Origin of the sequence: Alteromonas sp. M12, from assembly GCF_037478005.1 — a bacterium.
Lineage (GTDB): Bacteria > Pseudomonadota > Gammaproteobacteria > Enterobacterales > Alteromonadaceae > Aliiglaciecola > Aliiglaciecola lipolytica_A.
Window position 1 is genome coordinate 4,606,926 of record NZ_CP144164.1, and the last position, 20,782, is coordinate 4,627,707.

Annotated in this window: 19 protein-coding genes; 6 read left to right on the plus strand and 13 right to left on the minus strand. The window is 41.3% G+C overall.

The genetic code is table 11. The annotated features are described in order from the left end of the window. Positions 1-49 precede the first annotated feature (49 nt). The 4 genes from speA to VUI23_RS19795 all read right to left on the minus strand — a co-directional run bounded on the left by speA (position 50) and on the right by VUI23_RS19795 (position 3,349). A complete protein-coding gene (gene speA, locus VUI23_RS19780; RefSeq protein ID WP_342805629.1) occupies positions 50-1,972 on the minus strand; it encodes a biosynthetic arginine decarboxylase in 1,923 nt (640 codons plus the stop codon). A gap of 140 nt (positions 1,973-2,112) precedes the next feature. Then, on the minus strand, positions 2,113-2,328 hold the full coding sequence (locus VUI23_RS19785) for a helix-turn-helix transcriptional regulator (protein WP_342805631.1): 216 nt from the start codon (positions 2,326-2,328) through the stop codon (positions 2,113-2,115). A 1-nt stretch (position 2,329) separates the two neighbouring features. Then, positions 2,330-2,800, minus strand: coding sequence for a hypothetical protein (locus VUI23_RS19790; protein ID WP_303500368.1), 471 nt, complete (start codon positions 2,798-2,800; stop codon positions 2,330-2,332). Between the two features lie 108 nt (positions 2,801-2,908). Beyond that, entirely contained in the window at positions 2,909-3,349 is a 441-nt protein-coding gene (locus VUI23_RS19795; protein WP_342805633.1) for a nucleoside deaminase, read from the minus strand. A 312-nt stretch (positions 3,350-3,661) separates the two neighbouring features. On the opposite strand from VUI23_RS19795, the gene VUI23_RS19800 reads away from it, so the two are divergent. Beyond that, on the plus strand, positions 3,662-4,414 hold the full coding sequence (locus tag VUI23_RS19800; RefSeq protein WP_342805636.1) for a phosphatase: 753 nt from the start codon (positions 3,662-3,664) through the stop codon (positions 4,412-4,414). A gap of 21 nt (positions 4,415-4,435) precedes the next feature. On the opposite strand, the gene VUI23_RS19805 is transcribed toward VUI23_RS19800, so the two are convergent. Further along, complete coding sequence (locus VUI23_RS19805; RefSeq protein WP_342805638.1) at positions 4,436-5,443, minus strand: bifunctional helix-turn-helix transcriptional regulator/GNAT family N-acetyltransferase; 1,008 nt, start codon at positions 5,441-5,443, stop codon at positions 4,436-4,438. Positions 5,444-5,602: 159 nt separating this feature from the next. After that, the gene (locus VUI23_RS19810; protein WP_216048609.1) at positions 5,603-6,088 is read right to left on the minus strand and encodes a DUF3224 domain-containing protein; all 486 of its coding nucleotides are present in this window, start codon (positions 6,086-6,088) and stop codon (positions 5,603-5,605) included. A gap of 172 nt (positions 6,089-6,260) precedes the next feature. On the opposite strand from VUI23_RS19810, the gene VUI23_RS19815 reads away from it, so the two are divergent. The 5 genes from VUI23_RS19815 (at position 6,261) to VUI23_RS19835 (ending at position 9,274) form a co-directional block, all read left to right on the plus strand. Beyond that, a complete protein-coding gene (locus VUI23_RS19815) occupies positions 6,261-6,959 on the plus strand; it encodes a hypothetical protein (RefSeq protein ID WP_216048608.1) in 699 nt (232 codons plus the stop codon). A gap of 8 nt (positions 6,960-6,967) precedes the next feature. Next, positions 6,968-7,447, plus strand: coding sequence for a sigma-70 family RNA polymerase sigma factor (locus VUI23_RS19820; RefSeq protein ID WP_342805640.1), 480 nt, complete (start codon positions 6,968-6,970; stop codon positions 7,445-7,447). 10 nt (positions 7,448-7,457) lie between these two features. After that, complete coding sequence (locus VUI23_RS19825; RefSeq protein WP_342805642.1) at positions 7,458-8,012, plus strand: hypothetical protein; 555 nt, start codon at positions 7,458-7,460, stop codon at positions 8,010-8,012. Between the two features lie 296 nt (positions 8,013-8,308). Beyond that, on the plus strand, positions 8,309-8,704 hold the full coding sequence (locus tag VUI23_RS19830; RefSeq protein ID WP_342805644.1) for a DUF3718 domain-containing protein: 396 nt from the start codon (positions 8,309-8,311) through the stop codon (positions 8,702-8,704). A 150-nt stretch (positions 8,705-8,854) separates the two neighbouring features. Then, entirely contained in the window at positions 8,855-9,274 is a 420-nt protein-coding gene (locus VUI23_RS19835) for a hypothetical protein (RefSeq protein WP_342805646.1), read from the plus strand. A gap of 45 nt (positions 9,275-9,319) precedes the next feature. Here the strand turns inward: VUI23_RS19835 and VUI23_RS19840 are convergent, their stop codons facing one another. The 7 genes from VUI23_RS19840 to VUI23_RS19870 form a co-directional block, all read right to left on the minus strand. Next, entirely contained in the window at positions 9,320-10,096 is a 777-nt protein-coding gene (locus VUI23_RS19840) for a BPSS1780 family membrane protein (RefSeq protein ID WP_342805648.1), read from the minus strand. A gap of 655 nt (positions 10,097-10,751) precedes the next feature. Further along, complete coding sequence (locus tag VUI23_RS19845; RefSeq protein WP_342805650.1) at positions 10,752-12,797, minus strand: TonB-dependent receptor; 2,046 nt, start codon at positions 12,795-12,797, stop codon at positions 10,752-10,754. A 74-nt stretch (positions 12,798-12,871) separates the two neighbouring features. Continuing rightward, entirely contained in the window at positions 12,872-14,017 is a 1,146-nt protein-coding gene (locus tag VUI23_RS19850; protein WP_342805652.1) for an alpha-hydroxy acid oxidase, read from the minus strand. Between the two features lie 61 nt (positions 14,018-14,078). Further along, positions 14,079-17,474: an FG-GAP-like repeat-containing protein gene (locus VUI23_RS19855; protein ID WP_342805654.1), complete on the minus strand. Its 3,396-nt coding sequence runs from the start codon at positions 17,472-17,474 to the stop codon at positions 14,079-14,081. After that, positions 17,449-17,910, minus strand: coding sequence for a hypothetical protein (locus VUI23_RS19860; protein ID WP_342805656.1), 462 nt, complete (start codon positions 17,908-17,910; stop codon positions 17,449-17,451). The genes VUI23_RS19855 and VUI23_RS19860 overlap by 26 nt, the downstream gene beginning before the upstream one ends. A 68-nt stretch (positions 17,911-17,978) precedes the next feature. After that, a complete protein-coding gene (locus VUI23_RS19865) occupies positions 17,979-18,647 on the minus strand; it encodes a Rieske 2Fe-2S domain-containing protein (protein ID WP_342805658.1) in 669 nt (222 codons plus the stop codon). A 92-nt stretch (positions 18,648-18,739) separates the two neighbouring features. Then, positions 18,740-20,539 (minus strand): PQQ-dependent dehydrogenase, methanol/ethanol family, encoded by a 1,800-nt coding sequence (locus VUI23_RS19870; protein WP_252728983.1) that lies wholly within the window; start codon positions 20,537-20,539, stop codon positions 18,740-18,742. Positions 20,540-20,782: the final 243 nt, after the last annotated feature.

Below are 20,782 nucleotides of genomic sequence, written 5' to 3' on the forward strand. Positions count from 1 at the left end.
TCAGAAATGGGATCATCTAGGTGGCGCAAATACACCACCTAGATTTCAATTACGAGGTTTTTAGGTAGGTATACCCTTTCAAACAATTTTCGTAAAAATCCGTCCACTTAACACCTTCTCTAGGCTTAATTTCACCTTCAGCAATTTTAGCATCAATCAATTTTTTAACGGATTGCGCCATAAAGCTTGGGTTGTATTGCATGATAGACAACACATTATCTACAGACGATCCGGTGACAACTTCTTCGATATAAAAATCGAGAGGGTCATCATCATGACTGAAGATATGCACTTCATTCAAACGACCAAACAAATTGTGCATGTCACCCATTACATCTTGGTACGCTCCGGTGAGGAACATACCTAAATAGTAGTCTTCGTTTTTGTTCAGTTTGTGCATAGGCAATACATCTGAAATACCTTTACCCAATACAAATTGGTCAATTTTACCGTCACTGTCACAGGTTATATCCACCAGCGAACAGTTTACATTTGGTCGCTCATTCATTCTAGAAAGCGGCACAATCGGTAATACTTGATCAATCGCCCATGTATCAGCAGCTGATTGGAATACCGAGAAGTTACACAAATATTGCGATGATAAGTTGTAATCAAGCTCTTGCATCTCTTCAGGAATAAAATCAGCATTTTGCAAACGCTCTTGCAAATTAACCATAATTTGCCAATAAAGGGTTTCGATTTTCGCTAACTCTTCAAAGCTAATAACTCTCAGTTTAAACGCAGATACCGCTTGCTCTTTGTATTGAGAAGCATCGTTGAAAATTTCTTGCAAGTTATCTTGGGTTGCTAATAAACGAATTTGGTCGCGCATATTGGTAACTAAAATATGCTCGTGCTCTTCGAAATCCGTTTCCATTTCCGCACTGTTTGAGCGAATTTCACCAACAATTTCTGCCACAACACAACTGTGATGAGCGGTGATAGCTCTGCCACTCTCGGTTACTAAAGTTGGGTGAGGCACTTGTTCAAGATCACAAACTTCCTTCATACCAAACACAACGTCTGCTACATATTCAGCAATGGTGTAGTTGCGAGATGAATCATTGGTAGATTTACTGCCGTCGTAATCAATACCAAGTCCACCACCAACATCAACATAATCGAGCTGAAAGCCCATATGGTGCAATTCGGAGTAGATCATCGCACCTTCGCTGATGGCGTCTTTAACGGCGCGAATATCCGTCAACTGACTACCAATATGGAAATGCAGTAGTTTAAAACACTGCCCCATGCCTTGAGCTTCAAGATAACGAGCCGCTTGAATAATCTCGGTATTGGTGAGGCCAAATTTAGCCCGATCACCACCAGAACCTTCCCACTTGCCTTGACCTTTCACGGTCATTTTCGAGCGCAGGCCAATAATCGGCTCAATGTCTAATTCTTTGGCCAGTTTGACTAGCAACAAAAGCTCAGAATACTTTTCAATGACGACAATTATTTTGCGTCCAAGTTTACGCGCCATTAATGACAAGCGCATAAACTCCTCATCTTTATAACCATTTAAAATGGTTAGTGAGTCTTGGTTGGTGTTGTAGGCTAAAACCGTCAGTAGTTCAGCTTTAGAACCTGCTTCTAAGCCGTAAGCATATTTATTGCCCGCATCGACAATCTCTTCCACTACTTCGCGCATTTGGTTAACTTTCACAGGATAAACACCGCGATACTCTCCGCGATAACCAAAATCTTTGATGGTTTTGATGAAAGTTTCATTTAACAACGCAACTTGTGACCGCAGAATGTCGTGAAATCTAAGAACAACAGGAAACTGAATTCCTTCTTCTTTGATCTCTTCAATAACATCTTTGAAATCGATGCGCATTTCAGCATTCGTTACATCAGGGGTAACATGCAAATTTCCGTTAGGACCAATCTCAAAATAGCCGCTACTCCAGCGCTTAACGCCGTACAACTTCTCTGCGTCTTCAATTGTCCAGTTATCGGGTTTGCTCATTTATTTGCTCCGAGGTTTGCCAATATTTGTAAAAAGGGGCAATTCAAAAGGAATTGCCCCATTCTAATATTGCTCAAACAACTTAAATTCATTGTTAATTGCCAGCATTATACTTTGCTGATGATCTAAAAGTGTACTATTTATTTGGGTTGATATTGAAAAATATCATCTAGGTGACATTCAAACACTTCAGCCATTTTAAAGGCAACTTCCAAAGAAGGGGAATACTTGCCTTTTTCGATCGCCATAATGGTTTGTCTGGTCACCCCAACTTTGTCCGCTAGCGCTTGTTGCGTCATTTCGTTAGCAAAAAAACGCTTTTCACGTATGCGATTAGTAATAAGTATGTCTGCCACCCTAATATCCTCTACGATAATTAAACAAGGTGACAGAAAATCGAGCGACTTCAGACAAAATGAAACTAAACATCAATATATGCGCAGTTAACAGTGGAATTTGCATAGAACTATAGTGGTCGGCAAATTCAGGATTATATTCAACTGTAATTATTCGTCCAAGGGTAAAAACTACGCCGACCACCAAAATGGTATAGCCAACTTGATTACCGCGATATTCAAACAGTTTGTCTCTTTCGTCAGCGCCCATTTCAGCTGCTTTATGATTGGTGGCTGCCAACATGCTGTGCAGCACTATTTCTACCAATACACTAAGACCAATAGCTTGAATCAGTAAATCTTTGGCACTTTCTTTAGCCTCTTCAATCGGGATACCAGTGAGCATCACAATGCTATAAAAGTAGTAACCAAATATACAAATTGTGCTGACTAATGAAATCCAATGACTTTTCTCTTTAAATGACATGTCCATGCAAGTTCCTCCAAACTAACTTGGAAGAAATGTATACCTAAACAAACTCAATGTCAAAAATTATTAACATAGAGTAAATATTTAAAGACCTAAAGTTACTTTTTCTAGCTATTCAGTACCAATATCTTCATTCCATAATTCGGGAGATTCAGTAATAAATTGCTCCATCAGTTGAATGCATTCTGGATCCTGCAGAACTTCTAGCTCAACACCTCTGCGTTTAAGCAATTGCTCTTCACCAATAAAGGTTTGATTTTCACCAATGATAATTTTAGGAATTTCATACAACAGAATTGCCCCTGAACACATTGAACAGGGTGACAATGTTGTATACAAAACGCACTCACGGTATACACTTGCAGGTTGTCGCCCAGCATTTTCGAAGGCATCCATCTCACCGTGTAAAATGGGACTACCAGATTGCACTCTGCGATTATGTCCACGACCAATGATTTGGTTTTGATAAACAATAACTGAACCAATAGGGATACCGCCTTCCTGTTTGCCTTTGATAGCTTCATCAATGGCTGCTCGCATGAATTTGTCCAATTTGCTCTCCCATTATGGTTAGTTTCGCGCACTTGATGTTAGCAAGGAGGTTAGCTGTTTAGCCTTACAATTAATCTGTCTCCCTGCTTTATTTCACCAATCTAGCATAAATTGATACACTGCTAGTGTATAGTTTTGAAGCATTCATTTAACGTCGTATCAACGCCCAATTTCCATGTATTTTAAGTTTCCAATACCCCTGTCATTGATGCGCAATAAATTCGCTATATAAATTACTGAACAATAACAAGATCCATCTAAAGTGATGTTGTTATTTATCTGCAGTTAAACGCCAAAAGGATAACAAAAGCAATGAAAATTCTTGTAGACACCCACTCACACACCATCGCCAGCACACATGCATATAGCACCGTTCATGATTATTTTGTGCAAGCTAAAGTGAAAGGGTTACAAATGTTTTCATTAACCGATCATGGACCTGAAATGCCTGACTCGCCTCACCCTTGGCACTTTGGAAATCGTAATGTGATACCACGAATTGTCGATGGAATAGCCTGTCTTAAAGGCATTGAGGCAAATATATTGCCACCTGAAGGGGGGTTAGATGTGCCAAATGGTATGAAACCTTACTTAGACTTTGTTATTGCGAGTTTCCATGAACCGGTATTCGCACCAGCGAGTAAAACCATCAACACCAAAGCACTAATAAACACTATTGCCGGTGGAGACTGCCAGATAATCGGTCATCCGGGCAACCCAAACTTTCCGATAAACTACGAAGAAGTAATTATTGCGGCCAAGGAACATAATGTTTTACTGGAGATAAATAACAGCTCCTTCACTCATTCACGGCAAGGCAGCGAACCTAATTGCGTTCGCATTCTGGAACTAATAGATAAGCATGATTGGAAAGTTGTATTTTCAAGTGATGCGCATATCGCTTTTGATTTAGGAAATTACGAAAAGAGTATTGGCCATGCGCAATCAATTAATTTTCCCATTGAACGAATTGTAAATCGTGATGCAAAAACCTATTTGGCTTTTTTAGCCGAACATAAACGCCCAGTAGCCGAAGAGTTGTCTCAGTGGTGTGCAAATCTCTAACTAGCAGTAACTATCCCTAGGCTATGCGTCGCTCCAACGCATAGCCACATCACACCTTTGATAACTCTTACCGTATTTATCCATAATCAACGCATCATGTGTGAAGCCATTTTTTTCATACAAATGAATGGCGGCTTCACATTTGGCATTGGTTAATAAAAATAGGCAGTCGATAGGCAATAGTTTCGCTTGGGCGATGACATGCTGCAGCAATTTTTCACCTACTTTTAAACCGCGGGCGTTCTCCAACACGCCCATCTTAGTCAGTTCGAATGCGCCATCTCCTTTATTTAATAATGCGCAAGCGCCAACGACACCTAATTGGGAATGCTTAGCAAACCAAATTTTGCCTCCCTTATCGATAATGTTTTCCTGAGGATGACCCAATACTTGTTTGTCGACATCTTCAAGCACAAACATGCTTTTTATCCATTGGCTGTTAATTTGCTCAAAAAATGGCGCTAAATCCGATTCAAAATCTAAAAAAGTGAGGCTGTTTTCTAACATAGTTGTATCCACGATATTGGTGTTTTGGGAGGTATTTAATGGCTCAAAATGATCTTTGCTGCGCTCAAGTAACGAGCGTTTATCAAGGGCTTTTTCGAAAGTCTGCAATGAAGCGTAAAAGTGATTTTCAAACTCACTGCATAAATCTTTGGCCGCTTTATCAACGGCCGCCCATACAGGTCGCATTTCCGCGACTTTTTGATGCCCTAGCGTTGATAAGCTCAGTACTCTTTTTCTTGAGTCTTCAGTGTCTAACTGAATCTCAATTAATTTTTTAGATTCTAACTGTCGACTGAATTGACTCAGGGCTGGTTGAGTTAATCCCAGCAAATTAGCAGCTTCTACTACGCTTACTTGCTTTTTTCGATCTAATAAAGCCAGCAAAGTAAACCATTTGGGCTGAATGTTCATATCAAAATGCTGATACACCGCGGCAGCATCTGCCATCATTCGTTCACTGACTCGTTTTAAGCGACTGCCTAACGCCAGTTCACCTAATTCATTTAGAAAATCTTTGTTCATACGCACCTCTATATAAGCATTTATATAACCACTTATATATAAATGCAAGTAGAAAGACGACGATTAAACATAGGTGTATTTGCAGGGATTAGATATAAAGGGCGTTTAGCTTAAGGATAGAAGTGTTGAAGGTGGTTCATTCAACACCAAGTAAATCAACTAAGGTAGCTTGTAATCAAAAATATAGAAGTGCTTTGTGTCCTTAATCTCAATGTTCATAGTACCCACAATACCGGTCAATTCGCCGCTGCCGGAATCAGGTACCACGGTAATCGCTAAAGACGGTTCGCCTTTGTTCATAATGCCTTGATGGATTAACACAAAACTGCCGTGTTTGCTGTCTAAAGTACCTGTGAACGATTCTAATGCCACATAACCGGCAGAACCTTTAACCTCGGTCATATGACTTAGCATTTGCCCTTTCGATTGGCCGTCAAGTTCACCATGATAAGTTTTATCCAAGGTCATTCTTGCAACTGAAAATTCGGCATCCGTTTGCGGTTGCATGATTACTTCGAACTCGCCTGTTACATTTTCAGTATTCAAATTTGGATCTCCTGAATAAACAACTTGGGCATAAGGAACAACAACCAACCCTAAAATACAGAAACAAGCTATCACTAAAATGGTTTTAAGATTGTGCATTTCCATGTCTCTTTTAGATTCCAAAAATAAGTATAACACCAATCTACAAGCTGTATATAAAAACAGTTTTTAATGTCGTGGAAAATACTTTTTAAAAAAATTGAAAAAAAATGTCAGGTTATTTTCATTTGTCTCGACTATTTAAGTAATTCACTAAAACGAGAGATTTGATATGAACACTGCAACGTTAAAAATGCATGAAAAAACCACACCATCACAAAGTTTTATTTGGTTAAAACAAGGGCTAAATTTATGCTTAAAAGCACCGTTTAAGATATTCTTTTTAATGTTGGCAACAATCATTATTGAAGGTCTATTTCAATTATTACCCGCTCCTTTTGGTGTCATCACATCTAAATTAGTGATGGCCATACTAATCGCTTCGTTATGGCCAGTATTAGATCAAATATCACTGCATAAATCTTTTACATTCAAAAGTTTAAGACTCTATACAGGTTGGTCGAAACTACCATTGTTGAGTTTGTTATTGTTACTCCCGACTGCGGCGCAAGTGCTCACAGCTGTTGCTATGTTGGGGAGCAGTGGCCTCGAATTATTGTTTTATGCTCAAATGGTAGATGTGACGCCTGCGCAGTTATCCATTATATTTGCCTCAGCTACCCCGGTTAGCATATTGTTGATGTTTGTACCTGCATACCTTTTGTTAGAAAACAAAAATATACCGACTTCAATTAACAACGGAATTCGCTTAGCACTTCGCGCATGGAAACCCCTAACAGTAGTTTTCGCTATCAATCTACTGGCAATAATGGCTGTGCCATTTACGTTTTTACTTAGCGCATTATTACTCGGTCCATGGTTGCTTTGTATAAACTATGTGGCATTTAAAGATCTCACCAACGATCAATAGGAAGGTGCGTGACTCAAACTGCAAGGATTGAAGATATTTTGTCGCAATACGCGCCGTTATTGGCACGTATTGCAGCAACTTATGAAGCCGATTTGGGGCTAAGAGAAGACTTGATTCAAGATATTAGTTTGGCGGTTTGGCGAGCTCTGGAGACTTTTAGGGGTGACAGCAGCATAAAAACCTTTATTGCACGAGTTGCTCACAATCGTTCAGTTGATCATGTACTGCGCGAAAGCCGACGCAATAACAACCTGTCAGATGAGAATATTGATGATTTGCAAACAATGTCGCCAAATGCCACCCATCAAGATAAACACTTAGACCTAATGTCAGCGCTGCGTCAACTAACCCTTGGCCATCGACAAATTATTACTATGCAATTGGAAGGTTTTACCCAATTAGAGATTGCTAGCGTTTTAGGTTTGTCTGAAGCCGCTGTTGCCAAGCGCGCCAGTAGAGCTCGGCAACAACTAGAACAATTGTTATAGAGGAACAATCATGGATCCGAAATTTGAACAATGGCAGCAAGCCTTTCAACAAAATACCCCTAAAATAGACGTACACAAATTAGCTCTGCAAGTTGCCAGAAACAACCAACGGGAAAAGCTAAAAGCCTGGATTGATTTAATTACAGGTTGCGGCGTTAGCGTTTTTTGCGTGTACTTTTTATTAGTTTATGCTGATACAACTCTTGGCAAGCTATTGTTCGCGGCGTTAAGTCCTATTCCCTTGGTATTTAGCCTTTGGGCGTTTCGTTTACGTCAATCGCAACCTTTCGAGCACAGTCTGGATATCAATCAGCTATTAGAATTCAAACGTAAAAAACTAAGCAACCAAGTGTACTACTGGAAAGTCAGCGCAGTGATTTTAACTGCTCTGTGGTTAGGCTTGGTTGGATTTGCAGGGTTATCTTTTATCAAGCAAGGTGGCGAGAGTCTTTGGCTGACGCAAGTAATTTTACAAACCCTAGTGCTAGCTGGGACATGGGGACGCTTTATCTATTTGAAAAAACAACTACCTCAACGCTTAACGGAAATTGATGCTTTAGCCTAAATTCAGAAGAAATAATTTTAATTCTCGTGGTTGCTGATGAGCTTTATTTCACCATTATGCGCTAATCTTCACCTTTTACACCTGTTCAATATTCATACAAATCAACATGTTAAAAAAATGCTGTCTATCATACTCAGTAATACCAAATGGATTAAAGGACCAGATAGTATTTTTAAGGTATCCACTGAGATACGAATGTATTCTCCCAATGCTATCGGCAACTAGGATTTTCACGTTTAATGCGCGCCATCGAAACACGCTTAAAATTTAAACTTTAATTTATTGAGGAAATAACCATGTTGAAAATAGTTAAAACTTCGCTGTCTATTGTTGCCTTTTCATTTGTGTTCGCTGGGCAAGCTCAAGCTGACGTGAATGAAGCATTGAAAAATATCTGCACTATTGTTCAAGCGGATGATAAAACCGAGTTACGTAAAAAAATGAAAGTCGTTCAAACCGACTACAGACTTAAACTTCAAGACTATTACGCTTCTGTAAGTTGTAATGGAGAAAGCCTAATTCGCACTGCATTTAAAGCCGGCGCAATTGAAACCGGGACTTTGTTAGTTAAAAAAATGCCAAAAAGTCAGTTGAATGCGCCTGAATCTGACGGTAAAACCTTGCGAGCTTGGGTTTCTGAACAAGGTTTGATGGATTCTGCAATTGCCAGCGTTTTGAACGAACGTATTTAATTATTCATCAACATGATGAGATAAATAATAGCTAAGCAATACCAACAACAAAATTTGACGGCTCCATTGCGAGCCGTTTTTTTGTCTGTAATACTGAGGTTGAATTACAAATACTTTTGAACCTAGCGCCGGTATAAATAGGAATAAATTTTGGACATAGTTAACCCTAGCTCCCTGCAACAAGAATGGACAACATTACAGTACCAATACGACAGTTATGAGAAATTTTCATTGTTGATTAAAGTTTTCAGTGTGATCTTATGCAGCTTTTTAGTGTTTCATGTACAGCTTGATTTTATCGTACCTTCACTGTGTATCGTATTTTGGATGCTCGATGGAATTTGGAAAACCTTTCAGGGGAGAATTAGTCAGCGACTTTTGGCAGTTGAAAAAGCATTACTAAATCCGATGCAAGACACTGGTATGCAATACAATAGCCAATGGGAGTTTAACCGTCCTAGTAGCATTAAGTTGATTGTGAGTTATGCGACAAATGCACTAACTCCAACTGTTTTAGTTCCTCATTTACTAATCATTTTGATCGCACTTATGGGCGCTTACATATCCTAGATTGGAACGCTGGAGTCACGGATGACTCCAGCTATTGTTGCTAGCTTATGCAGCTTCGGTCAGATAAATTGAACGATAAGAAATGTACATTGATGTGAACAACAAAGGTACAACCACTAACAAACCTAACATTAATGGTAAAGCGCCTAAAATGTACAGCACCAACATCACTATGCCGTAGATTAAGAATGGCATCACGTTTTTAAAGCACCCGATAAAGCTCTCCTTCATCGCAGCAAAAACCGGCATATCTTGTAATACGATTAATGCTGGAGCGAACCATACTGCCATTACCATTGGCAACATTAACGCCATTGCGACTAAAAATGATAACCAAAATTGCGCACCCATCATTTCAGGACTGCTCTCTCCTGCTAGGATGTCCATGTATACCGAACCCATAGCTACAAACATAACGACAATACTGATAACAGCACCAATTGCAGATAAGCCCACTAGCCTGCCTGCGCGATAAGAGAATCCAGCAAACAAATATTTGATGTCAAAGGGCTTACCCTCTGCTGCTGCCTGACAACCTAACATCAATCCACCTACCCAAATATAGGTTAAAAACATGCTAATGATTGAGCCAATGAAAGGAATAATATTGATCACAATTGCGACAACGAAGCCAACAATCATGGTCACTATCCACATACCAATATCTTGCTTAAATAAACTAAAACCTTCTGATATCCATGTCATTCCATCGCCGACGGCTTTATTTGATGGGCCGGTATAAACCCAAGATCCAGTAGGTGCCTCTGTTGAAGTAAGATCAGACTCGGGAGCTTGATACGGGCTATTTTCGTTATTATCCATTTTTTATTCCTATGTAAATTCCCAACATCATTAGAACTAAGAATTTTTCTAATGATTTTTTTAGTAGACGTGAAATTATCATTAGAATGCTGATGAATACAACTTTTATGCACCTAACCCAGTGATCGATATATATTTTCCACGGGCTAAAGCCCGTGCTACAAGAACAAAGAAACATAACAAGAATGTGTAGGCGGGTGCTTTAGCCCCGCGGTTGTAAGGGTTTCCCCATGACCTAAAGGCCATGCTACAGGTTGGAATGTGTAGGCGGAGGCTTTAGCCCCGCGAGGATACGGCAACCGTTTCCACGGCCTAAAGCCCGTGCTACAAGAACAAAGAAACATAACAAGAATGTGTAGGCGGGTGCTTTAGCCCCGCGGTTGTAAGGGTTCCCCCATGGCCTAAAGGCCATGCTACGGTTGGAATGTGTAGGCGGGTGCTTTAGCCCCGCGAGGATAGGGCAACCGTTTCCACGGGCTAAAGCCCGTGCTACAACTTTGTGAGGTTTTGGTTATTTCCATGGCCTGAAGGCCATGCTACAGGTTGGAATGTGTAGGCGGAGGCTTTAGCCCCGCGGTTGTAAGGGTTTCCCCATGGCCTAAAGGCCATGCTACGGGTTTGAATGTGTAGGCGGAGGCTTTAGCCCCGCAGATTTTTACAGGGTGAAGGTAATGCTAGCGAACAAGGTTCTAGGTAAACCGACAAAATATCGATAATTGCCAAATGCGATATCTGCGCGCTCTGCATAATCTCGATTGGTAAGGTTATTTAATCGCAGTGACAAACTTATGTTGTCGTTCATTTGCCAACTTGAATGCAGGTTAAACAAGTCATGTCCCGCGTAAGTGGCTGTATTTTCTGGATCTAGATAATATTCATCCATATGAGTCCATTCCAGACGGAAGTTCAATGTCTCCATAGCTTGCCAATGTAATCTGGCTCCGGCCAAAACTTTAGGTGCCGTATCAATATAATTCCCTTCGATGTTAATATTAGACAGGGTTAAATCGGATTTATAAGTATGTCGTCCCCACCCCAAATTGGCATCAAGCTGAACATTGTCAGCTAATGCTGTACGGAAATTGAATTCCAACCCCGTATGCATTGTTTTTCCTTCGCTAATATTTTGTCTCTGAGTATCTTGGAAAATTACGTTTTCTTTTTCCATTTGATAAGCAACGGCTTCTGCCTGAAATCCTTGCCACGATGCTTTCCATCCTAACTCAACAGATAGCACTTCTTCAGCTTCTAAATTCGCAATTTGTTGGCCGCTTTGTAAGCGAAAAAGTTCTGTGCTTTGAGGTGCTCTAAAACCACTGCTTAAATTAGAAAAGATAGTTTGATTAGGAGTGATTGAATGCAATAAGCCTACACGCCAAGACCACTGTTCAAAGTCGACAGTTTGATCAGAGGGACGGGTAAAACGACAATTTTCCACCTCTGCTGCACATACATCACCATCGGTTAAATGATTATCGTAGTCGTACTTCGTCATATCAAAACGCGCGCCTACACTTAGCTGCGTATTTTCTGTAATACTCCATTTTGTATGCGCAAAAGGCGAGATAAGCGTAGCGTCCACATCATAATCATAGTGAACACCTTGGGGAATAGTCGGCGAAAAGTCTTCCCCTTGGGACTCTGTTAACTCACCATTAGTAAGATCAACGTCAATTCCTGAAATGAATTCTACATCGGTAAAGTGCTTTTCATATTGGCCCTGAATACCAACACTTTGTTGACTGTTTTCTTCAAGTGCTTGCCAAGGTAAATAATGCTGTAGAAAACGCATATCAGTCCAACGGACGTAAGGGGTTAGTTTAAAAACGCCCTGTTCTAGTTCTGTTTGCCACTGACTATGAGCACGAAAACTCTTAGACTCCCTAAAGGCTTCTGGATTCAGGTTTATACGCCGCATAGCTTCATCTTTGTAACTCAATTCGCCTTCAATGAAACCAGCGGTTTCTTGGTTTAAGTTGGCATAACTAAGCACATTTTTAACTTCCCACCGACCTACAGATTGCTGATGAATAAGGTCAATTTTCTGCTGATTGAAACCACTGTCGTTTTGATAACCGTCATCGTCAGTGATATTCGCTAATAAGGCAAAACCCGCCTCTGCAGTGCCTTGACTAAAAGTGCCTTTGAGTCGATGGAAACCGTATCCGCCTACGTCAGCAGAAACTGTATTTTGCACACCTTCAACATCGGCACTAATAACGTTAATCAGTCCATGAACTGCATTAGAGCCGTAAAAAACACTGTTGGGGCCTCGAACCACCTCCACTCTACTAGCTTGTTCAGAGTTCACATCGAACAGTTGATTAGCGTTACAAAACCCAGGAGCTCTCAAGGAAATACCGTCTTGGGCAAATAAAAATGCGCCACAACCACCAGCCCCAGTAAAAACAGGAGAACGAATAGCAGTTAAGTGTTCTTGACCATTGCCACGGCTTATCCAACCACCGGGTACAGTATGAAATAACTGATTGATATGCTGATGCCCAACTTCTTCAATCTCACTTGAGTCGATAATACTTACGCTACTATCGGCTTGCATAATTGCAAGAGGTTGACGAGTTGCAGTTACTGTAATTCGTTCATCTATCGCTAATGACTCAGCCAAACTGACAGCGGATACACTACTCCCAGCAATAGTGAAAATACTGCACCAAATAATCTTAAACTTCTGACAATTCATTTTCTCACCTTGTTTTTATTGTGCTTAAATGTCCATCGTGGGCAAAACTTCCACCCGCTGTAAAAACCAAAACCTTATCTGAAACGCAAATTCTTGGAGCTTAATTGCTGAATGTTTTTACAGCCCATTAAACGCATATCTCTTTCAATTTCAGTGCGCATCAAACCAAGTGCACGTTCGACGCCAGGCTGTCCCGCTGCGGCCAATCCATATAGATACATCCGTCCTATACCAACCGCCTTAGCGCCCAATGAAAGTGCTTTTAACACATGGGTTCCACGTTGCACCCCACTATCAAATAGCACATCAATTTTATCGCCAACCGCTTCTACAATTTCAGCTAGATGATCAAAAGAACTTCGAGAACCGTCAAGTTGCCGACCACCGTGATTCGACACCACTATGCCGGTACAACCGATATCCACGGCTTTTTTAGCATCTTCGACATTCATGATACCTTTAAGACAAAATTCGCCTCCCCAAAACGCCACCATGTCTTCAACGTCTTGCCAATTCATAGAAGGGTCCAGCATCTCAGTAAAATACCCCCCAATAGAACTGGCACCACCTTTCATATCGATATGCGCGTCTAATTGCGGTAATGAAAACTTTTCGTGGGTGACGTAATTAATCCCCCACATAGGTTTAGATGCGAACTCCCAAAGCCCTTTTAAATTCAATCTAAAGGGAATCGAAAAACCGGTGCGCAAATCTCTTTCTCTGTTTCCGCCAGTGATTGAGTCAACGGTTAACATCATTATTTTGATATTGGCCTGTTTAGCACGCTCCATCATTACCCGATTCAAGCCTCGGTCTTTGTGAAAATAGAATTGATAGACTTGCGGCGCACTGAATTTTTCAGCAATCTCTTCCATGCTGACAGTACCAAGAGAAGAAACACCAAAAAGGGTTCCAAATTTATCAGCTGCGGCAGCAACTGCTCGTTCACCTTGATGATGAAACAGACGTTGCAATGCCGTTGGCGAACAATAGACAGGCATAGGTAATTTGGTGCCCATCACTTCAACTGACATATCGATGTTTTGTACCCCTGACAAAACACTCGGAATAAGGTCACATTGATTAAACGCTTGAGTATTACGTTGCATAGTAACCTCATCGTCAGCACCACCATCGATATAATCAAAAATGGGGCTAGGTAGGCGTTTTTTTGCAAGTTTTCTAAAGTCGTGAAAATTATGACACTGACTTAATCTCATTCAGTTTTTTCCTATTTTGAAACTAAGATTTAAATAACAAATGGTTGAGTTTTGAAATGATTTACTCACTGATGTTATCTGCATTTTTAGAAGATATTGTCATTGCTTGAAGAGCCGAGTTACCTAACTCATCATCCAGCTTTTGGGTTTGTTTAATGGTATAAAACTTATTCACCACAACATTCCGATGAACGCTTTCAAACTGTTCCGAGCCAGGCCACACAATACGAATTTCATCGACAACATCGGCATCTGCTAAACCAAAATGTAATTCAGATGGAGAGCTAGATATAAAACTTCCGCCAGACCGAACCTCTTGCAATTGCGTTATGCCATTGGCGGTGACGTATACTTTTGCACCTATAGCTTGGGTATTTTTACCCAGCCCTTGTAAGGTCAAATGAATGAACCCTTTGTCTGCAGACGAAGATGCGTTGTTTTTATATAACAACAATCGGTCTTGATGATTGCTGACTAAAATATCAACATCACCATCTCGGTCATAATCTAAACAGGCAACACCGCGTCCTGATAACGTATCGGTAATCCCAAGCTCACTGCTCTGTTCGCTAAAAGTGCCATCTTGATTAGACATAAATAAACGACTTGGGGTGTTTTCAAATTCTCGCATTGAACGTTTTAACTTCATATAGGCATAGGGGCTACCCAAGTGTTTGCGTAACTCACTATCCAAATCAAAGCCATTCACGTGAAAGATATCGGGCCATTGGTCATTATTGAAATCGGCGAAACACGCTCCCCAAGCCCACAACCCTTCGGCAACTCCAGCCTCGTCCGTCACATCAATAAATTGTCCATCAATATTGTTGTATAGACGGTTTCCTTCTACTCCCCAGTTTCCTTCAGCTTTACCATTGGAGTCAGATACACTGCTGACAAACCAATCCAGATCGCCATCATTATCATAATCAGCCACAGCACTGCCCATACCGTTTTTATCGGTAATCTGTGATAAGTGGGTGGTATTTTCAAAGCGACCATTACCGCTATTTTTATACACCTGACTAGTTTCAAAATCGGCGGCCATCAACAGATCTGGGTAGCCATCGTCATCAATGTCAGAGAAGGTACCGGTAAAGGTAAAGTCAGTGCTGCCGATCATTTCCATTAAATGCGCTTTTTTATCAGCTGCGACAAACTCCAAAGTAGTACCAGAGCTAACATTTTCCCACAAATGGTTGGGCTGTTGACCTCCCAATCCAGGACCTCGCCAGTGGGTCGTTAATGCATCTAAATCACCATCCAAATCATAATCGGCAAACGCAAATGACCAACTGGTTAACTGCGCTGCAATACCTGAGTTTTTAATCGGTATAAATTTTTGATTGTTATGATTAATGTATAACGTGGGATTCTGGCTATGTTGATCACCATTTAACTCACCTGCTATAGAAGACAAATTAGGGTGAACCAAATTAGAGGTAATAATATCCAAATCGTTGTCGCCATCGATATCGACCATGGCAACGCCATTCGATAATTCTTTAGAGGTAATTCCCCATTGTTTAGATATGTCGGTGAAACTGCCATCTCGGTTGTTTCGGTATAAAACGTCTGCCGAGCCATCTCCGGTAGGTTGAAAAATATCTGGCCAACAATCGCCGTCAACATCGCCAGCGGCAACACCGCCACTAAAAATTAGGCGTTGTGCAGATTGTAGATTATAAAGTGGCCAAGAAATGTGATGTCGCTTAGTTAACCCCGATCTTAAAGCCACTTCTTTGAATTGATGGGGCTTATTGTCAATCTCGTCCACCTTTGCGACTTCGCAACCAAATAAGTGGGACTCAAGTACGATGGCTTTTATCCGACCTGAAGATTTGAGCGTACTGCGGTTATCAGTGATTAAGGTTTTGCTCAGACTAGCCAAAGGTTTAGGAGGAGGAGCAAAATCACCCATTTTTGCATTTAGACGCAGTGAGTCGGGTGCGTCTTCATTTTCATTTGGCACCCAAACCGCAAGGCATTCTTGATTATTCAAACAGGGGTCAGTCAACGCACTGAGAAAAGCTACAATGGCATCCCTTTGATGGGTATTAATATGCACATCACTGGGTAGTTTACTCAAACCTTGCTGTTGTTGTTCTAATAAAAATTTAAGCGGCTTTTGAGAATGCGCTTTGGCCTGCGGATTTAACTCACTGACATACTGCATTTGCGGATTATTGGCGAAACTAAAATCGTAATTTTCAACGGAGTTCACAGGATCGATATGATGAGCAATAACATCCGACAATTGGGTAAATGCTCCCGAGTGTGTGTAAGGAGCAGTCGCGGTCACGTTCAGTAAAGTGGGTGTCCGAAACGCGAATCTATCTTGGTCTTTTTGCGTGACCCCTCGACGTCCAAAATCTTCACCATTGGGCTGCTTGCCTCTACCAAATTGGGGAACAGCAATGTTGTGGAACTGTTCATCGGAAAAAATTGGCGGAGTGTGGCAAGCAACACAATCAGCACCGCCTTGTTGCGATTGGTTGAAGAATAATAATGCACCTTCAACTTGTAAATCTGTTAGTGCATCTTCGTCGCCTTTGATATAGGCATACCAATCATTATCAATTAACACTTGGGTAGATTGGTAGTACGAAATGGCTTTTTCAATATTGCTAAAATTTATCAACGTATCGGCATTAGCATCAGGTTCACCAAATGCGGCACGAAACAATTTTAACCATGACTGATTTTTATCATGCTGTTTCATTCTTGCTACAAGTGCGTCACGTATGCCTTCATGAGTTTGTGCAGTGGCGAAACTATAGCCGCGCATTTCGTCATTTGAGACCACTGGAAAACGGGTTTGACTGGCCAAAAGATCATTGCCTGCAGCAATATCTCCTAACCATAAATTACTATCAGGTGTGCGATGGTTTTGGCCCTGACCGCCATTCTTAGACTCGTCATCTAAAACAAAAACACGACCGTCGTAAAACATTGCTCGATTATATAATGAAGAATTAAAAGTGCTTTGTGCGTGACGCGCAACGTTTGGCGCGCCATCCGCATTAGGATCAGCAGAAGACTGCCAGTCATGCCAACGGCCGGGACCAAGCAACTCGGGATCATAAGCTGACTCGCCAACTGGCAAACTAAGTTTATCTCCGCCTGCAAGGTACGGATGATGACAACTAGCGCAAGCAACGTCTTTGTTGCCACTTAACGAGCGGCTAAAAAATAATTCTTTGCCCAACCTAAAAAGCGGTGATGATGTTGGTTTTTCATCGACGCTAGGTAAAAGAGGATAAGATTGTTCTAGCTTATCAAGTACTGCTCTGAGCATCACTCGATCAGCGTCTATTGTTGCGTGAGTCGGACTTTTAGTGCCGGTACAGCTGATTAAAAACAAAAAAGCAGTGGCAAAGCAGATTAACTGCTTAACCACTGCAACGTGCCCAAAAGCGCGCGCTAACACTTTATTTTCCTGCACTAACTGACGCACAGGTCTCACCACGCAGGTAAGTGTTATTAACAAAGCGAATCTCGAGTTTTCCGTCCTTTGCATCGATCTTATTTATCTTTTCTTTACCTTGATAAATATGTGACGACAAGCCTTTTTCACTGCCAATGTTCATGCAATTTGGGCTATAGGTCGCATTGTATTGTTGCTCACCATCGATTTGCTTTTCAAAAACCGTCACCACGCCCGTGCCACATTGTGCCATGGCATAAATGTCATCACTTTTGTCATAAACCTGAACATGCTCTTCGGTTTTTTCATCAATCCAATGAATATGTTTGTCAGGTGTTCTTACGAAAAAACCACCATTACAACTCACTCCTGTAATCGGTTTCGCAGCGGCTGATACAGTTGTTGATGCAGCAAGTCCCAAAAGCATTTGTGAAATAACAATTAAACTAATACTGACTTTTTTCATAATTAACTCTCTTTGGTTATCTATTAAGTAGCATTTGACGCACTACCAATTAATTTGACTTAACGTGTTCACCGCGGTGGCTTTCCAAATCCAATCCAACTATTAAACTCTGCGGCAACCACGAGTTCATCGTTTTCAGCGGCTAATGCCAAGGCTGGTAATTTTCTTGGCGCAGGACCAGACACCACTCCGCCGCCTTCTTTAGGATTAAAAACCGACTGATGGCAAGGACACATATAGTTTTCTTCCTCTTCTACCCAACCGGTGACTGGGCAGCCTGCGTGAGTACATATGGCGGAGTAAGCAACTATGCCGTCGGCAGACATTTGCTGTGTTTCTGTCGATAGCGATTCTTTAGACAGCTTTTGAATCAGAATTTGGTTGTAACGAGAGCCATCTCGCACTTCCCCGGTTTTTGGATCCACAGGTACCACTAGCAATTGTTTATCTGATTCAGCGAGATCAGATATTTTGATTAAAGGTCCCTGTAAACGCTTGCTAAAATAGGTAAAACGATCACCTACTTGTGGGGGCAATTTACTTTCTGGCGATTTTTTCTTGATTGCAGCTAATGCTGTATTTCCAGTGAAACAGTTCACTGCCGGTATTGCTAAAGCAAGATATTTCAGCAAATTGCGTCTCTTGCTATCGGTACCGTGATTTTGATTGGTTTGGGCACAACCACAGCATGCTGCTTGCTCGATATCATCATGCTTGTTATTTATTTTTTCTTTCATTGCTACACCTCGAACTTCAGCAGGCTAAATAGACTTTTTATTTTATTGGTTTATGAAAGTCAGGGGAGACACTCGCCTCCCCTTCAAGCTTTTTAAGCGTCAGGTAAAGCGAATACCCAGATTACGCCACCTTCAGGCACATCTGATATCCATTCACCGGTTTCGTCTTTTGCTGCCAAAACACCATTGGTCCAATGAGGATCAACACCGTAGCCAGCGGTTATAGCTATGTATTGCTTACCGTCCACTTCATAAGCGACAGGTGGTGCAATAGCGGTTGAGTTCAAAGGGAACTCCCAAAGTACTTCGCCAGTTTTGGCATCAAATGCTCGCAACATGCGATCATTGGTACCGGCGCTAAATACAATGTTGCCAGCTGTAGATAGAACAGGTCCCCAGTTCATGGTTTTGCCGTAATCGTGCTGCCATACTTTTTCGCGCTTGTTCACATCCCACGCCTGCATCTGGCCAACACCTTTATTCTTATCAGCTAAATACACGTCTAAGTCAGGAATATCGATACCAGCCCAGAATTGACCTGAAGCAGGTTCAACATCATCTTGGAATTTACCTTCGAAGGAATTACAAATGTTGTCGTTTGCTGGTACATACATCATCCCTGTATCTGGGTTATATGATTCGTAAGGCCAGTTTTTCCCACCCCAAAGACTTGGGCAGTAAGAGACACGTTTGCCAGTGACTGGAACGTGGTCGTAATCATAGGTAGGACGACCCGTTTTAGGATCCAAAGATTTAAACGCATTGTTCGCTACGAAAGGTTTGCCTTCGAGATATTCAATCTTGCCTTTACCATCTCTTTCTAACCAATACATGTAACCGTTACGTTGTGGAGAAACTAAACCTTTAACCTTTTTTCTACCGTCTTTGAGGCCATCAATCAGCATAGGTGCGTTCATCGCAGCCCAATCCCAAGAGTCGTTATAGTGGTACTGATAGTGCCCCTTAATTTTGCCGGTGTCAGGATCCATCGCGATAGAAGATGCAACATACAAGTTATCACCTGGACGTTGGTCACCTAACCAAGGCGAACCGTTACCTACGCCCCAATAAAGGATATCTTCATCGGCGTCATAATTGCCAGGCATCCACATACTGCCGCCACCATATTTCCAAGCGTCAGGACGTTTTCCTTCTTTTTTCCAGGTTTCATGGCCAGGCTCACCAGGGCCAGGTACGCTATAGGTTTTCCAAGCAGTTTCGCAGGTTTCTGCATCCATAGCTTCAAGGAAACCACGTACACCATATTCGCCGCCTGAAGGACCGACTAGAATTTTGCCTTTCACTGGAGTAGGCGCTGACGTGATGTATGCACCTATGCTCCAATCACCGATTTGGCTTTGACACAAACGTTCACCCGTTGCTGCATCTAACGCGTTAAGTGTGCCATCTAGGCCAGCAACATAAACTTTGTCACCCCACAAGGCTACACCACGACTAGTATTGTGCATAACACTCAAATCATACGGATTATCATGCTTATAACGCCAATACAGTTGTCCAGTTTTGGCATTTAATGCAAGTACGTTGTTGTAAGGTGTAGATACAAACATAACGCCATTGTTAATTTGTGCAGGTGCTTCATGACCTGAGTCCAAATTCGTAGAGTAAGTCCAAACCGGTTTAAGCTTACTAACGTTTTTAGAGTTGATTTCTTTTAGCTTACTGTACATCCAGCCTTCGTAATTACCTTTAGGCAACAACCAGTCTTGGGGTGCTGCTTCAACTAATCGTTTGTGGGTAACCGTTTTATAGTTTTCAATTTTTTTGTTAAGGGTTGTCAGGTTTGCTGCTGATACCGAATAAGCGGATATCAGCCCTACAGCGCCTATGCAACAACTAAGATATTTCATTTTAAATACTAAAGATTTCATTATTATCCGTGCCCCTGTTTGATTTTTTGATTGGCGAACTTATGAATCAATTAACATGCCAATAACATTTCCCTTTAAATAATTTTATAACCAGCTGATTTTTAACGAATTATTATTTATAGCCTTTAACCTTTTGAAAACATGATTTTTAAATAGTACACAGGTGTTGCAGCATAAATGCGAAAATGAGACACCTAAATTTTGGATATATTGAACATTGCAAACATATGTCAAATAAATGTT

Bases quoted from the DNA above. Each gene is read 5' to 3' on its own strand.
- speA (WP_342805629.1), bottom strand. From the start codon at position 1,972: ATGAGCAAACCCGATAACTGGACAATTGAAGACGCAGAGAAGTTGTAC.
- VUI23_RS19790 (WP_303500368.1), bottom strand. From the start codon at position 2,800: ATGGACATGTCATTTAAAGAGAAAAGTCATTGGATTTCATTAGTCAGC.
- VUI23_RS19800 (WP_342805636.1), top strand. From the start codon at position 3,662: ATGAAAATTCTTGTAGACACCCACTCACACACCATCGCCAGCACACAT.
- VUI23_RS19805 (WP_342805638.1), bottom strand. From the start codon at position 5,443: ATGAACAAAGATTTTCTAAATGAATTAGGTGAACTGGCGTTAGGCAGT.
- VUI23_RS19810 (WP_216048609.1), bottom strand. From the start codon at position 6,088: ATGCACAATCTTAAAACCATTTTAGTGATAGCTTGTTTCTGTATTTTA.
- VUI23_RS19815 (WP_216048608.1), top strand. From the start codon at position 6,261: ATGAACACTGCAACGTTAAAAATGCATGAAAAAACCACACCATCACAA.
- VUI23_RS19825 (WP_342805642.1), top strand. From the start codon at position 7,458: ATGGATCCGAAATTTGAACAATGGCAGCAAGCCTTTCAACAAAATACC.
- VUI23_RS19830 (WP_342805644.1), top strand. From the start codon at position 8,309: ATGTTGAAAATAGTTAAAACTTCGCTGTCTATTGTTGCCTTTTCATTT.
- VUI23_RS19840 (WP_342805648.1), bottom strand. From the start codon at position 10,096: ATGGATAATAACGAAAATAGCCCGTATCAAGCTCCCGAGTCTGATCTT.
- VUI23_RS19845 (WP_342805650.1), bottom strand. From the start codon at position 12,797: ATGAATTGTCAGAAGTTTAAGATTATTTGGTGCAGTATTTTCACTATT.
- VUI23_RS19850 (WP_342805652.1), bottom strand. From the start codon at position 14,017: ATGAGATTAAGTCAGTGTCATAATTTTCACGACTTTAGAAAACTTGCA.
- VUI23_RS19860 (WP_342805656.1), bottom strand. From the start codon at position 17,910: ATGAAAAAAGTCAGTATTAGTTTAATTGTTATTTCACAAATGCTTTTG.
- VUI23_RS19865 (WP_342805658.1), bottom strand. From the start codon at position 18,647: ATGAAAGAAAAAATAAATAACAAGCATGATGATATCGAGCAAGCAGCA.
- VUI23_RS19870 (WP_252728983.1), bottom strand. From the start codon at position 20,539: ATGAAATCTTTAGTATTTAAAATGAAATATCTTAGTTGTTGCATAGGC.